The sequence below is a fragment of the Pectobacterium aroidearum genome (assembly GCF_015689195.1).
GTDB classification, from domain to species: domain Bacteria; phylum Pseudomonadota; class Gammaproteobacteria; order Enterobacterales; family Enterobacteriaceae; genus Pectobacterium; species Pectobacterium aroidearum.
In genome coordinates this window covers 1550422-1564518 of the sequence record NZ_CP065044.1, presented here as the reverse complement: position 1 = coordinate 1564518, position 14097 = coordinate 1550422, and the positions used below count along the sequence as shown (strand labels likewise).

13 protein-coding genes are annotated in these 14097 nt (G+C 49.4%); 9 read left to right on the top strand and 4 right to left on the bottom strand.

Features of this window, described 5'->3' with window-relative positions:
• Positions 1-108: 108 nt before the first annotated feature.
• Entirely contained in the window at positions 109-1275 is a 1167-nt protein-coding gene (locus tag I2D83_RS06960; RefSeq protein WP_205947770.1) for a nucleotide sugar dehydrogenase, read from the bottom strand.
• Positions 1276-1827: 552 nt separating this feature from the next.
• On the opposite strand from I2D83_RS06960, the gene I2D83_RS06955 reads away from it, so the two are divergent.
• From I2D83_RS06955 to ybcJ, 3 genes are all read left to right on the top strand, one after another.
• Positions 1828-3375, top strand: a complete 1548-nt coding sequence (locus tag I2D83_RS06955; protein WP_205947769.1) for a sensor domain-containing diguanylate cyclase — start codon at positions 1828-1830, stop codon at positions 3373-3375.
• Between the two features lie 118 nt (positions 3376-3493).
• Entirely contained in the window at positions 3494-4357 is an 864-nt protein-coding gene (gene folD, locus I2D83_RS06950) for a bifunctional methylenetetrahydrofolate dehydrogenase/methenyltetrahydrofolate cyclohydrolase FolD (RefSeq protein WP_205947768.1), read from the top strand.
• 32 nt (positions 4358-4389) lie between these two features.
• The gene (ybcJ, locus tag I2D83_RS06945; protein ID WP_015841111.1) at positions 4390-4602 is read left to right on the top strand and encodes a ribosome-associated protein YbcJ; all 213 of its coding nucleotides are present in this window, start codon (positions 4390-4392) and stop codon (positions 4600-4602) included.
• A 79-nt stretch (positions 4603-4681) separates the two neighbouring features.
• Here the strand turns inward: ybcJ and cysS are convergent, their stop codons facing one another.
• Together cysS and I2D83_RS06935 are read right to left on the bottom strand one after the other, a co-directional pair.
• The gene (gene cysS / locus I2D83_RS06940) at positions 4682-6067 is read right to left on the bottom strand and encodes a cysteine--tRNA ligase (RefSeq protein WP_181829062.1); all 1386 of its coding nucleotides are present in this window, start codon (positions 6065-6067) and stop codon (positions 4682-4684) included.
• A gap of 310 nt (positions 6068-6377) precedes the next feature.
• Positions 6378-6809, bottom strand: coding sequence for a DoxX family protein (locus tag I2D83_RS06935; protein ID WP_015841113.1), 432 nt, complete (start codon positions 6807-6809; stop codon positions 6378-6380).
• Positions 6810-7230: 421 nt separating this feature from the next.
• On the opposite strand from I2D83_RS06935, the gene ppiB reads away from it, so the two are divergent.
• The 6 genes from ppiB to I2D83_RS06905 all read left to right on the top strand — a co-directional run bounded on the left by ppiB (position 7231) and on the right by I2D83_RS06905 (position 13461).
• Positions 7231-7725, top strand: a complete 495-nt coding sequence (gene ppiB / locus I2D83_RS06930; RefSeq protein WP_015841114.1) for a peptidylprolyl isomerase B — start codon at positions 7231-7233, stop codon at positions 7723-7725.
• Positions 7726-7735: 10 nt separating this feature from the next.
• On the top strand, positions 7736-8458 hold the full coding sequence (lpxH, locus tag I2D83_RS06925) for a UDP-2,3-diacylglucosamine diphosphatase (RefSeq protein WP_181829063.1): 723 nt from the start codon (positions 7736-7738) through the stop codon (positions 8456-8458).
• Positions 8459-8636: 178 nt separating this feature from the next.
• Positions 8637-9146: a 5-(carboxyamino)imidazole ribonucleotide mutase gene (gene purE / locus I2D83_RS06920; protein WP_180741834.1), complete on the top strand. Its 510-nt coding sequence runs from the start codon at positions 8637-8639 to the stop codon at positions 9144-9146.
• Positions 9143-10213 (top strand): 5-(carboxyamino)imidazole ribonucleotide synthase, encoded by a 1071-nt coding sequence (gene purK / locus I2D83_RS06915; RefSeq protein WP_015841117.1) that lies wholly within the window; start codon positions 9143-9145, stop codon positions 10211-10213. Before purE ends, purK begins: the two co-directional genes overlap by 4 nt.
• Before the next feature lie 524 nt (positions 10214-10737).
• Complete coding sequence (locus I2D83_RS06910) at positions 10738-12027, top strand: HAAAP family serine/threonine permease (RefSeq protein WP_180779746.1); 1290 nt, start codon at positions 10738-10740, stop codon at positions 12025-12027.
• A gap of 66 nt (positions 12028-12093) precedes the next feature.
• Complete coding sequence (locus I2D83_RS06905; RefSeq protein WP_015841119.1) at positions 12094-13461, top strand: L-serine ammonia-lyase; 1368 nt, start codon at positions 12094-12096, stop codon at positions 13459-13461.
• A gap of 89 nt (positions 13462-13550) precedes the next feature.
• Here the strand turns inward: I2D83_RS06905 and I2D83_RS06900 are convergent, their stop codons facing one another.
• A complete protein-coding gene (locus I2D83_RS06900) occupies positions 13551-13988 on the bottom strand; it encodes a helix-turn-helix domain-containing protein (protein WP_181848618.1) in 438 nt (145 codons plus the stop codon).
• Between the last annotated feature and the right edge of the window lie 109 nt (positions 13989-14097).

The window sequence follows — 14097 nt, the reverse complement described above, 5'->3', positions numbered from 1 at the left end:
ATAAACCGCACAACATCACAAAGCGGCAAGAAGACATAATTAATTACAATGCAAAAATGAACTTTTCTCGAATAGCGAAATGTCGATTTATTGATTTACGACAAGAAATCAATCCTCACCAAATAAGTCCCTTGTATAAACCTTTCCTATTACATCTTTTAATTCGTCGGCATAGCGGTTGGTAATAATAATGTCACACTGTTGTTTGAAACTGTCGAGTTGGTGAATGACGGGGAAATCCAGGAAATTATCATCATCAATCCCAGGTTCATAAACCACGACATTGATTCCTTTCGCTTTTATTCTTTTCATAATGCCCTGAATGGAAGAAAAGCGAAAATTATCCGACCCCGCCTTCATGATGAGACGATGAACGCCGACGATTTTCGGATGGCGACGGATAATCGTATCGGCAATGAAGTCTTTCCGCGTATGGTTAGCGTCCACGATAGCCTTGATAAGGTTATTCGGAACAGTACGATAGTTAGCCAAAAGCTGCCGGGTATCCTTCGGCAAACAGTAGCCGCCGTAGCCGAAAGAAGGATTGTTGTAGTAGTTGCCAATACGCGGATCGAGGCACACACCTTCAATAATCTGCCGGGTATTCAACCCCAGCGATTCAGCATAGCTGTCCAATTCATTAAAGTAGGCGACACGCATCGCCAGGAAGGTATTCGCAAACAGTTTTATCGCCTCGGCCTCTGTCGGGTCGGTAAACAGCACGCGAATATCTTTTTTTAATGCACATTCCATCAATAGGTTAGCGAAAAAACGGGCTCTTTCCGACCGCTCACCCACGACAATCCGCGACGGGTAAAGGTTGTCGTACAACGCCTTTCCTTCGCGCAAAAACTCGGGCGAAAAAATGATGTTATCAGTATCCAACTGCTGGCTGATTTTCTCGGTGAAACCAACAGGCACCGTCGATTTAATCACCATAATGGCCTGTGGGTTAATCGCCAGCACATCGCGAATGACCGCCTCTACCGACGACGTGTTGAAATAGTTAGTGTGTGGATCGTAATCTGTCGGCGTAGCGATAATCACGAACTGCGCATCGGCATACGCTTCATGCTTATCCAGCGTAGCGGAAAAATTTAGCGTTTCGTGTTGTAAAAAACGCTCAATCTCGGCGTCATTAATCGGCGATTTGCGTTGATTCAACATCGCCACTTTTTCAGCCACAATATCTAACGCCACAACCTGATGCTGTTGTGCCAATAATAATCCATTCGATAAACCGACATAACCTGTTCCGCTAATCGCTATTTTCATGAAGGGCTCTTTATTTCATCACTGACTGAAACCATATTCCGCCGCAGTATCTTTCTTATTTTTCAATCTGAATAGAGGTGTTACATTTCAATTTATTTCTTGCCCTTCTTAATCGTGATGAGCAATCTACATTCACGAATGCTCCGTCACTCTCATCAACCGAAACGTAAAAATACAATAGCCCTATCATTAGCAATTTCAGTTAAACGCCAATTAAACATAGCGTATTTAATGCCAAATAAAAATTTCCTTACACCTTGTGACTCACCTTGATCGTTAGCATAGAAATAAATTTTCATAACGTTATGTAACACAACGTCATTTATCGTAGATGATTTTAGTAAATAAGCATGATGATACCGATTTATTTTAGCGTTTTTATCAACGGTAGATGGAGACGAAATCCAGAGGGGTTACCTTATTATCAGAGCGACTTATTGCTCGATAAAATCCGGCAAAAAATCATAAGCAAATCTCATCAATAACAGCGCAAACGACAAGAACGTCTACACTTATCATCAGTCATCTCTCTGGCTAAGGATGGGAAGGACAATGAAGGTCAGCACGCGTGACAAGGCCAGCCACTATCAAATGCCGCTCCAAAAATTGATGATTATTTTTATGCTATTCATCATCACCACGGTAGTGGCGCTGAACGGATGGGCAGTATTCAACTCTCACCAACAGCTTATCGATTCCACAGAGCGAAACGCCAAAAACCTGTCGTTGTCACTGGCACGCCATGCCGAAGATACATTTTTACAAGTCGACATATTGTTACAGGATTTACAAGAGCGTATCGAGCAGGATGGTCAATCGCCCGCACAGCTGAACCGATTGGGCGATATTCTAAAAAATCGTAAAGCGACGCTGCCGCAGTTGCATGGCATCTTCATTTACGACGACAAAGGCGAGTGGCTGGTGAACTCAGGGATAGCAAAACCAGCAAATGCGAATAACGCCGACAGAGAATATTTCAAGTACCACCAGAGCAACGTCAGCCAGACCATGCACATCGGCAGCGTGATTCAGAGTCGCTCTACGGGCGATTTGATCATTCCCGTCTCTATGCGCATCAATAAGCCAGACGGCAGCTTTAACGGCGTGCTACTTGCCACCCTCTCGCTGAACTATTTCAAACAGTATTATGGGTACTACTCCATGGGGAACATGGATGTGCTCGCTATCTTGCTGTCCGATGGCAGGATTCTGTACGGTCGGCCTTACGACGATTCATACATCAACCGTAATGTATCCAACGGTCCGCTCTTTTCAGAACATCTGAAACAGTCCGAGAGTGGTACAGCGACATTCGTCTCCACGCTGGATCACATCGAACGGATTTATGGCTACACCAAATTAAAGCGCTACCCCATCGTTATCGCAGCAGGCTACGACCTCAATTTAGTGCTCGCAAAATGGAGAACAGATAGTCTGGTTTACGGTGCCATTACGCTCATCCTGCTGTTCACCATTGTCCTGCTCGGCCTGATCGTACTGAGACAAATTCGCATCAATTTGAAAAATCAGGTCGATTTAACCATCGTGCGTGATGAACTCACCTCAGTTAACCATACCCTGCAAACGCTGGCGCTGTTTGATGGCCTAACGGGATTAGCCAACCGTCGTCAATTCGACATGTTCCTACAGCAAACGCTATTGCGAGCGGCGGAAACGCGGGAATGTATGGCGCTCATCATGATCGATGTCGACGCCTTCAAGAAATACAACGATCACTATGGGCATGTGGCTGGCGATGAGTGCCTGCGTAAGATTGGTAATATCCTGAGCAACATGCCGAGGCGCAAAGAGGATTTGGTCGCCCGCTATGGCGGCGAGGAGTTCGCTATCATCATCACCGACACCGATAAGCACGGTGCCACCACGCTTGCTCAGCGTGCACTGGATTTAGTGCGCGAAGAAAAAATTTCGCATGAAACGACGCTGTTCCTAGACAAAATCGTCACCATTAGCGCGGGTGTCTACGTGTTCTGCGTGGATACTCCGCCGCCAACCGCGTCGTCCGTCATCGATATCGCCGATGCCGCGCTGTATCGCGCCAAAAATGGCGGCAAAAACCGTATCGAAGTGAGCGAATAGCGAGAAAAATCTCAATGTAGAAACAATTAATGTTGATGCAATGCCTGACAGCACGAGCAGCTTCTGACAGAATAGCGGCCATCTCCCCCCTATTTCACATTGATGGGTCTCATCTCAGATGGCAGCAAAGATTATTGATGGTAAAACGATTGCGCAGCAGGTCAAAGACGAAGTTGCCGCACGAGTCACACAGCGTTTGGCAGCAGGAAAACGCGCACCGGGTCTGGCTGTTGTGCTGGTCGGCGAGAATCCGGCATCACAGATTTACGTCTCCAGCAAACGCAAGGTGTGTGAAGAAGTCGGCTTTATCTCCCGCTCTTATGATTTACCCGCCACGACAACAGAATCAGAGCTGTTAACACTTATCGACCAGCTCAATGCCGACCAGGCGATTGACGGTATTCTGGTCCAGCTTCCGCTGCCAGAGGGCATTGATAACACCAAAGTGATCGAACGCATCGCGCCAAGTAAAGATGTTGATGGCTTCCATCCTTACAACGTCGGTCGCCTGTGCCAGCGCGCGCCGCTGCTACGCGCCTGTACGCCACGCGGCATCATCACGCTGCTGGAACGTTATAATATCGACACCTTCGGCCTGAATGCCGTTGTCGTCGGCGCGTCTAATATTGTTGGCCGTCCGATGAGTCTGGAACTGCTGCTGGCAGGCTGCACCACTACCGTCACACACCGTTTCACCAAAAATCTGCGCCACCATATTGAAAATGCCGATCTGCTGGTTGTCGCCGTGGGTAAACCGGGCTTCATTCCTGGCGAATGGATTAAACCGGGTGCAATCGTGCTGGACGTAGGTATCAATCGTCTGGAAAGCGGCAAAGTCGTCGGCGATGTGGAATTTGAAACCGCACAGGAAAGAGCGTCTTACATCAGTCCTGTGCCGGGCGGCGTCGGCCCTATGACCGTTGCCACACTGATTCAAAACACGCTGCAGGCGTGCGAAGAGTACCATGACCACGCCGAATAACTGGCGAGTCAAACACGAATAAGCAGGAACTTATGGCAACCTTTAATCTTGAAAAACATCCGCACGTTGAACTGTGCGATCTCTTGAAATTGCTGGGCTGGAGTGAAAGCGGCGCGACGGCTAAGCTGGCTATCGCCGCAGGTGACGTGACCGTTGACGGCCAGATAGAAACACGCAAGCGCTGCAAGATCGTCGCCGGGCAAACCGTTCAGTTCAACGGTGAAACGGTAAAAATCGCCGACTAACGCTTAAGACGGCAATGATGGTGAAAAAAAGCCCGCAATGTATATTTGCGGGCTTTTTATTTATTGAAAGAGAAGAAGATTACTTACGGCGCCAGATCGTTCCCTGCGGGCCATCTTCCAGCACGATCCCCATTTCATTCAGTCGATCGCGAGCCTGATCCGCCAACGCCCAGTCTTTCGCCGCGCGCGCATCTTTACGCTGCTGGATTAACGCTTCGATTTCTTTCACCTCGTCGTTATCCACCTGCGCACCGTTTTGCAGGAACTGTTCTGGATCCTGTTCCAGCAGGCCGAGCACGCCTGACAGTTTACGCAGTGCCGATGCCAGCTGATTCGCCGCCTGCACATCTTCCGTTTTCAGGCGGTTAACTTCACGCGCCATATCAAACAGCACCGAGTACGCTTCAGGCGTGTTGAAATCATCGTCCATCGCTTCGCGGAAACGGGCTTCAAACTCGTCTCCCCCTTGCGCCGCAGCATCAGGATCCGTTCCACGCAGCGCCGTATACAGACGTTCTAACGCCGCACGCGCTTGTTTAAGGTTGTCTTCGCTGTAGTTCAACTGGCTACGATAGTGGCCTGACATCAGGAAATAACGCACGGTTTCCGGGTCGTAGTACGCCAGCACGTCGCGAACGGTGAAGAAGTTATTGAGCGACTTCGACATCTTCTCGCGGTCAACCATTACCATGCCGGAGTGCATCCAGTAATTCACATACGGACCATCGTGTGCACAGCTGGATTGCGCGATCTCGTTTTCGTGGTGCGGAAACATCAAATCTGAACCCCCGCCGTGAATATCAAAGTGCTCGCCGAGCTGTTTGCAGTTCATGGCAGAACATTCGATATGCCAGCCAGGACGCCCTTCTCCCCACGGAGAAGACCAGTGCGGTTCACCCGGTTTGGACATTTTCCACAAAACGAAGTCCATCGGGTTACGCTTCACTTCTGTAATTTCAACGCGTGCGCCAGCCTGCAATTGATCCAGATCCTGGCGAGACAGCACACCGTAGCCCGGCGCGGTATCAACGGAGAACATCACATCGCCATTACTCGCGACATAGGCGTGGCGACGGGCAATCAGCGTTTCCACCATTTCGATGATATCGGCAATATGGTGCGTCGCACGCGGCTCGGCATCCGGGCGCAGAATATTCAAAGCATCAAAATCGGCGTGCATTTCTGCAATCATACGAGTCGTCAGTTGGTCGCTGGTTTCCCCGTTTTCGGCCGCACGTTTAATAATCTTGTCGTCAATATCGGTGACATTACGCACATACTTCAGTGAATATCCCAGATACCGCAAATACCGCGCCACCACATCAAACGCCACGAAAGTACGCCCGTGACCGATATGACACAGGTCATAAACGGTGATGCCACACACATACATTCCCACCTGACCGGCGTGGATAGGTTTAAATTCCTCTTTTTGGCGACTCAGCGTATTAAAAATCTTTAGCATCAGGGCGTTCCAGTGTTTTTATAAAAAATGGTTTTCACAAAAAACGTTTTTCAAAGAAATGGTTTTCACAAACGCACGACATTCGACACAATGTTCAAAAAGTATAGCGTTCACACGATAGGTCAATCACAGACGCGGCTAGCGTCAGTAACATCAATGCGTTCGGGTTGATACCCAACGGCGTATTGAAACCTGAACCCTACTGTATTGCAAGGTTAATAAGAAAAGGGAAAGGTAGGAAAGGATAAAAATGAAATGGCCCGGAAAATCCGGGCCATTTCACACAATCGACGTACTGGCGAAAAAACACTCAGCGCAAGCGTGGATTCGACATCACGGAGTATTTTCCGCTGCCGAGAAAAGCAATCGCGATACCCGCAAAGAAGAACACCGCAGCGCCTTCAACTGCCCATGCGCCGGTTTTTTCCAGAGAAAGGAAGTCACCAGAATGCACCAGCAATGCAGCAACAAGCATGGTGAAAGAGAAGATCAGCGCGGCAGGCCGCGTCAAGATGCCGAGTATCATCATGATCGGAATGATCACTTCCCCGATATAAACACCGTAGCCTACAAACGCAGGGAGCCCAGCATTAGTCAGCATTCCTTCAATAAAACCAATGCCACCGTGTAGTTTGTGCCAACCGTGGAACAACATCAAAACGCTGAAAGATACGCGCAGAAACAGTTTGCCAAAATCCGGCTTGTCTAACAGACGATTAACACTATCCAGAATGCCCAGCATAGTTCACCTATCTCTTTAGAGTTATTTAGGAGGAATAAGAATTACTCTCAGATTAATCTGAGCCGCAAAAAAAGAACACGTTGATTACGCAAAACATTGATCTAGGGCAACAAAAATATCATTCAAATTAATTAACTGTAATTGAAAAATTTGATCAATTTATTTGTTTTTAAAAGTCCCTATTCCCTGATTAACGCCTGATTACGCAATCTTCTTCAGCGCACACCTTATCTGATGCCTACCAAAATCAGAGTAGTAAACATTTTTATACGATTTACCCCTCCAGCCAACCGCTAACAACGGCGCGATAAGCGCGAAGTACTGACTCAATCGACCAGTTATGCTATAACAGCGCTCTTGCTGTTCACCGCCTTTTGTGAACAGCACTCTTAATCACTAAGGCTATCTAGGGTTCATTATTATGATTACGCTTCATACCAACCACGGCGATATCGTTATTAATACGTTTGCAGACAAGGCGCCGGTTACCGTAGAAAACTTCCTGAACTACTGCCGCAGCGGTTTTTATGACAACACGATTTTCCACCGTGTGATTAATGGTTTCATGATCCAGGGCGGCGGCTTCGCTCCCGGTATGGATCAGAAAGAAACCAACGCGACAATCAAAAATGAAGCCAACAACGGCCTGAAAAACACGCGTGGCACGCTGGCAATGGCGCGTACCAACGATCCGCACTCTGCAACGGCTCAGTTCTTTATCAACGTTGTCGATAACGACTTCCTGAACTTCCGTTCAGAGCGTGCAGATGGCTGGGGCTACTGCGTTTTCGCTGAAGTCGCCGAAGGTATGGACGTCGTTGATAAAATCAAAGGCGTAGCTACTGGCCGCAGCGGCATGCATCAGGACGTACCGAAAGAAGACGTGGTAATTACCCACGTAACGGTCAGCGAATAATCCGATCTGCATGGCAACGCTGTTCATTGCCGATCTGCATTTAAGTCTTCATGAACCGGCGATTACCGCCGGTTTTCTGCGTTTTTTACGCCATGATGCGATTCATGCCGATGCGTTATACATTCTTGGCGATCTGTTTGATGCCTGGATTGGCGACGACGATCCTCAGCCGCTACATGCCACCATCGCCGCTGAACTTTATGCATTACATCAGCGCGGCATTCCCTGCTATTTTGTACACGGTAACCGTGATTTCCTGATCGGTAAGCGTTTCGCTAAACAAAGCGGAATGACGCTGCTTCCAACGGAAACGGTGCTCGATCTTTACGGTCAAAAGATCCTTATTCTGCACGGCGATACGCTGTGTACCGACGATCATCACTACCAGCAATTCCGCCGCCGGGTTCACAATCCATTCATTCAGCGACTCTTTCTGCTATTACCGCTGTCATCACGCGTGAAAATCGCGGCGAAGATGCGTGCAACCAGTCAGCAGGAAAACCAGAAAAAATCGCAGCAGATTATGGATGTCAATCATGACGCGGTACTTGAACGCCTACGGCATTATCAGGTAAAGACAATGATTCATGGCCACACGCACCGCCCGGCCATTCATCAGGTCGATCTCGGCGAGTCTTATGCCCGTCGCGCCGTTCTCGGTGCCTGGCATGAAGAAGGGTCGATGATTAAGGTCACGCCACAAAATATCGAACTGATTTCCTTCCCATTTTAATGCGTTTCCTGCCATTGGCTTAACGGCCTCTAATCTTATTTCCCCAGCATTTCCGCATACGCAACCGTTTTCCTTGCCATAATGGCGTGGTATGCTCTACGCCCTCAACGCCAGACCCTCCCCGTCTGGTCGACGCAAAGGCGTTACGAACACGTACAATCACAGGAGCGTTACAGGCATGTCATCCAACGTTGCCCCGGCTAAAATTGCCATCGTCATGGGTTCAAAGAGTGACTGGGCCACTATGCAGTTTGCTGCGGAAATCCTTACCACGCTGAACATTCCTTTTCATACCGAAGTCGTTTCCGCACACCGGACGCCGGATAAGCTGTTCAGCTTTGCAGAACAAGCGGCACAGAACGGTTTTGATGTGATTATCGCTGGCGCAGGCGGCGCAGCACACCTGCCGGGTATGCTGGCAGCGAAAACGCTGGTTCCCGTGCTTGGCGTGCCGGTTCAAAGCTCAACGCTGAGCGGTGTAGACAGCCTGTATTCTATCGTCCAAATGCCTCGCGGTATTCCGGTCGGCACGTTAGCCATTGGCAAAGCGGGCGCAGCGAATGCCGCTCTGCTGGCCGCACAAATTCTCGCCCTGCACGATCGTGGCATCGCCACCCGACTGGCCGACTGGCGCCAGGCGCAAACCGACGATGTACTCTCTCATCCCGATCCGCGGGAGGAGGCATGAAGCCGGTCTGCGTATTAGGTAATGGTCAGTTGGGCAGAATGCTGCGTCAGGCTGGCGAACCATTAGGTATTGCCGTTTATCCGGTGGGACTGGATGCTGAGCCGGAATCGGTACCGTTTCATAACAGTGTGATTACCGCCGAGATCGAGCGCTGGCCGGAAACCGCCCTCACCCGTGAATTGGCCGAACACACCGCGTTTGCGAACCGCGATATTTTCCCGCGTCTGGCCGATCGCCTGACGCAAAAACAGCTGCTGGATTCGCTGAATCTGGCGACCGCGCCTTGGCAATTACTGGCCAGCGCCGATGAATGGCCGCACGTTTTTTCCTCATTAGGTGAACTGGCGATCGTTAAACGTCGCGTTGGTGGTTACGACGGTCGCGGACAGTGGCGCTTGCGCGATGGGGAACAGCAGACGTTGCCTGCAGACTGCTACGGCGAATGCATCGTTGAACAAGGCATTAATTTTTCCGGTGAAGTCTCACTGGTCGGTGCCCGCAATACGCACGGCAAATGCGTGTTCTATCCGCTCACCCATAACCTGCATCAGGATGGCATTCTGCGCACCAGCGTGGCCTTCCCTCAGCCCAACCCGCAATTGCAACAACAGGCAGAGCAGATGCTATCCGCGATTATGAACGCGCTGGGTTATGTCGGTGTGATGGCGATGGAATGCTTTATTGTCGGCGATCGTCTGCTCATTAACGAGCTGGCTCCCCGCGTACACAATAGCGGCCACTGGACGCAAAATGGCGCGTCGATCAGCCAGTTTGAATTGCACCTGCGCGCCATTCTGGATCTGCCGCTACCGGTACCGGTCGTTGAAACGCCTTCGGTGATGGTCAACCTGATTGGCACCGACGTAAATATCGACTGGCTGGCGCTGCCGCTGGTACATCTGCACTGGTATGAGAAAGAGGTTCGCCCCGGCCGCAAAGTTGGACACCTCAATTTATCGTCATCGGATGCCGCACAGCTGCAACACACGCTGCAATCGCTAGCACCTCTATTACCAGAGGAATATCACAGCGGTCTGGCGTGGGCAGAAGAAAAACTGACTGCCTGACAGCGCGGTAACGGTTATCCGGCAGATGACAGCCTGTCGGATAACCGTCTATTAATAACTATCTATTAATAGCAACGCATTCGATACGTTCGCAGGAAGCACATCTGCTACCGCTGCGTCGAAAAAGAGAAAAATCATCATTACGCGTGACATCAGCAAAATTGCGTTTATTATTTCAGCTGCTATTTATTTTATTCACTGTGCATTTTTATCACTCAGCAATTAAATAAAGTATCAATAACGAGCCGTTAAAAATATTTAAAATAAAGTATCAGGATTGATATTTTATTTTTCTCGAAAATTTATTAAAATATTCCCCGTCAATTCATTTCTGTGATCGCCTCAATATTATTCGCTGACCACCACGATATAGAATGCCGCCACAAAACAGTATTGACCTGTTGACATAATTAGCAATATGTCTTGTTCGTTTTTTAAACTCTGTAACGGCAAGTTGCCGGTACTGTAATTTTTGTACCCCAACACGACGGGTATTAATGTGTTCACCGAGGAGAAATCAGTATATGAGCACAATTCAAGATAGCAGCCAGGTGTTAGAACAGGCTTCAGGATGGCGTAAAAGCGATACCGTCTGGATGCTAGGCCTCTATGGCACGGCCATCGGCGCTGGCGTGTTATTCTTACCTATCAACGCCGGTATTGGTGGTTTAATTCCGTTAATTATCATGGCGCTGATTGCTTTTCCGATGACATATTATTCTCACCGTGCTTTATGCCGTTTTGTATTATCCGGCAAAAAAGGTGGCGAAGATATTACCGAAGTTGTTGAAGAACATTTCGGCGTTGGTGCGGGTAAATTAATCACTTTGCTTTATTTTTTCGCTATTTATCCGATCCTGTTAGTTTATAGCGTCGCCATCACCAATACGGTTGATAGCTTTATTACTCACCAGTTGCATTTACCTTCTCCGCCGCGTGCCGTGCTGTCATTAATATTAATCCTCGGGTTAATGTTTATTGTTCGCTTCGGTGAAGCGATGATCGTTAAGGCAATGAGTATTCTGGTTTATCCTTTCGTCGCCGTGCTGATGTTGCTGGCGCTTTATTTAATTCCGAACTGGAATACATCTGTTTTTGAAAACATTTCTTTGAGTTCCAGCGTAACGGGCAATGGTCTATTGGCGACATTATGGCTGGCTATTCCGGTGATGGTTTTCTCCTTCAACCACTCCCCGATCATCTCCTCTTTCGCCGTTGCCAAGCGGAAAGAATATGGCGATGACGCAGAGAAAAAATGTTCACGCATCCTGTCTTATAGCCACATTATGATGGTGCTGACCGTGATGTTCTTCGTCTTCAGCTGCGTACTGAGCCTCTCTCCTGCTGAACTGATGGAAGCGAAAACGCAGAATATTTCTATTCTGTCCTATCTGGCGAACCATTTTAACAACCCAGTCATGGGCTATCTGGCACCGGTTATTGCCACTATCGCAATATCTAAATCGTTCCTGGGTCACTATCTGGGTGCTGGCGAAGGTTTCAATGGTATGATCGTGAAAACCCTGCGCAGCAGAGGAAAAACCATTTCCAGCACCAAGTTGAACCGCATCACTGCGCTGTTCATGCTGATCACTACCTGGATTGTTGCGACGCTGAACCCAAGCATTCTGGGCATGATCGAAACATTGGGCGGCCCGATTATCGCATGCCTGCTGTTCCTGATGCCGATGTACGCTATTCAGAAAGTCCCGGCAATGAAAAAATACAGCGGCCACATCAGTAACGTCTTCGTCACTCTGATGGGACTGATCGCTATTTCCGCCATCGTTTACAGCCTGCGCGATCTGCTGTAAGCCCCCGACACTAATTTAACGCCGGAACGTTGTCTAACGACCGGCGTTTTTTTTAAGGAAATCGCTATGGTCAGCGTATTTGATATCTTCAAAATCGGTATCGGCCCGTCCAGTTCTCATACCGTCGGCCCAATGAAAGCGGGCAAGATGTTCACCGACGATCTGGTGAACCGCGCGCTTATCTCATCGGTGACATCCATCGTCGTTGATATTTACGGCTCGCTCTCCCTGACGGGAAAAGGTCACCACACCGATATCGCCATCATTATGGGATTAGCCGGTAATCTGCCAGATAGCGTTAATATCGATAGTATTCCGGCCTTTATTCAGCAGGTGAAAGAGACTCAGCGGTTACCGATACTCAACGGTCAATATGAGGTCAGCTTCCCGCTGGAAACTTCCCTGCGTTTCCAACCGGAAAACCTGCCGCTGCATGAAAACGGCATGACCATTCGCGCCTACAGCGGACAAGAGCGGGTCTATAGCAAAACGTATTACTCCATCGGGGGCGGATTCGTCGTCGATCAGGAAAACTTCGGCAAACCCAATTTGGCAGAGGAAAGCGCGCCCTACCCGTTCTTTTCTGCCCAGAAACTGCTGCAACATTGTCACGATCACTGCCTGTCGTTATCCGCTATCGTCCTGAAAAACGAGATTGCGATGCATGGCCGGGAAGCACTTGAGCACTATTTTGCCGACGTGTGGAAAACCATGCAGGATTGTATGCATCGCGGCATGAATACGGAAGGCGTGTTGCCCGGCCCGTTACGCGTTCCCCGCCGGGCATCAGCGCTGCATCGCCTGCTGTTCATCAACGATCGTTTTTCTAACGATCCGATGGATGCGATGGACTGGGTTAACATGTTCGCCATGGCCGTGTCGGAAGAAAATGCGGCAGGCGGGCGCGTGGTCACTGCACCAACTAACGGCGCGTGCGGCATTATTCCTGCCGTGCTGGCCTATTACGATCGCTACGTTCAACCGGTCACGCCGGAATCTTACCTGCGCTATTTTCTGGCAGCTGGCGCTATCGGTATGCTCTACAAAATGAATGCGTCTATTTCTGGGGCCGAAGTGGGCTGTCAGGGCGAAGTTGGCGTGGCCTGCTCAATGGCCGCGGCCGGTCTGGCAGAACTCCTCGGTGCCAACCCAGAGCAGGTATGCATCGCAGCGGAAATCGGCATGGAGCACAATCTGGGGCTGACGTGCGATCCGGTCGCGGGTCAGGTTCAAGTGCCGTGCATCGAACGTAACGCCATTGCCTCCGTAAAAGCGATCAACGCAGCAAGAATGGCCATGCGCCGCGCCAGTGAACCACGCGTATCGCTCGATAAAGTAATTGAAACCATGTATGAAACAGGCAAAGACATGAATGCCAAGTACCGTGAAACCTCTCGCGGGGGATTGGCGATTAAAGTCGTGCTGTGCGAATGATCAAACTGGCCTTGTCGCATTAAATGCTCGGCAGATTAACGCGACAATCAGGGGTGATGCGCAGGGGTTAATGCATTTGCATTAACCCTTTATTTTTTATCACTTTCCGGCAATGACCAGACAATGTTGTTTTCAGCTGCCGCGATGTACCAGTCCACAGTGCTGTTAGCAGGCTTCTTGACATTTTCATGCTTAGCGAGCGCCTTGGCGGGAAAGGCCGCAGCTTTCTTTCTGATACGCAGCGGCGTCTGTTTTTTCTCACCGCTGATCTGTGCGTGGAAAGACTCCACTTCGGCGTCGAAGAGCACGCCCTCAATCTGATGCAGGCGATTCAACCCACGCAGAATGGAAAGCAGGCTGCTGAGCGTAATGGATTCGCCCATTTCAGCACGTTTGATCGTCGCAATCCCCAGTCCTGCTCGCTCGGCGAGATCGACCTGCGATAAGCGCTGCTGGATTCTGGCGTCTTTTATCCTCCGGCACAGCTCGGTAATAATTTCGCCTTCGTTCATAGTGCTAAATTTCATCTTACCCGCCACTTGCCAGAGTCAAAAAATTTGCGCGCATTTTATCATCAATTTTTCAAATGGCACGGACAATTGATGAACGGTATCCATAATTTTTTTAAGCCCTTTG

Coding starts and splice junctions, on each gene's coding strand:
- I2D83_RS06960 (WP_205947770.1), bottom strand. CDS start 1,275: ATGAAAATAGCGATTAGCGGAACAGGTTATGTCGGTTTATCGAATGGA.
- I2D83_RS06955 (WP_205947769.1), top strand. CDS start 1,828: ATGAAGGTCAGCACGCGTGACAAGGCCAGCCACTATCAAATGCCGCTC.
- folD (WP_205947768.1), top strand. CDS start 3,494: ATGGCAGCAAAGATTATTGATGGTAAAACGATTGCGCAGCAGGTCAAA.
- ybcJ (WP_015841111.1), top strand. CDS start 4,390: ATGGCAACCTTTAATCTTGAAAAACATCCGCACGTTGAACTGTGCGAT.
- cysS (WP_181829062.1), bottom strand. CDS start 6,067: ATGCTAAAGATTTTTAATACGCTGAGTCGCCAAAAAGAGGAATTTAAA.
- I2D83_RS06935 (WP_015841113.1), bottom strand. CDS start 6,809: ATGCTGGGCATTCTGGATAGTGTTAATCGTCTGTTAGACAAGCCGGAT.
- ppiB (WP_015841114.1), top strand. CDS start 7,231: ATGATTACGCTTCATACCAACCACGGCGATATCGTTATTAATACGTTT.
- lpxH (WP_181829063.1), top strand. CDS start 7,736: ATGGCAACGCTGTTCATTGCCGATCTGCATTTAAGTCTTCATGAACCG.
- purE (WP_180741834.1), top strand. CDS start 8,637: ATGTCATCCAACGTTGCCCCGGCTAAAATTGCCATCGTCATGGGTTCA.
- purK (WP_015841117.1), top strand. CDS start 9,143: ATGAAGCCGGTCTGCGTATTAGGTAATGGTCAGTTGGGCAGAATGCTG.
- I2D83_RS06910 (WP_180779746.1), top strand. CDS start 10,738: ATGAGCACAATTCAAGATAGCAGCCAGGTGTTAGAACAGGCTTCAGGA.
- I2D83_RS06905 (WP_015841119.1), top strand. CDS start 12,094: ATGGTCAGCGTATTTGATATCTTCAAAATCGGTATCGGCCCGTCCAGT.
- I2D83_RS06900 (WP_181848618.1), bottom strand. CDS start 13,988: ATGAAATTTAGCACTATGAACGAAGGCGAAATTATTACCGAGCTGTGC.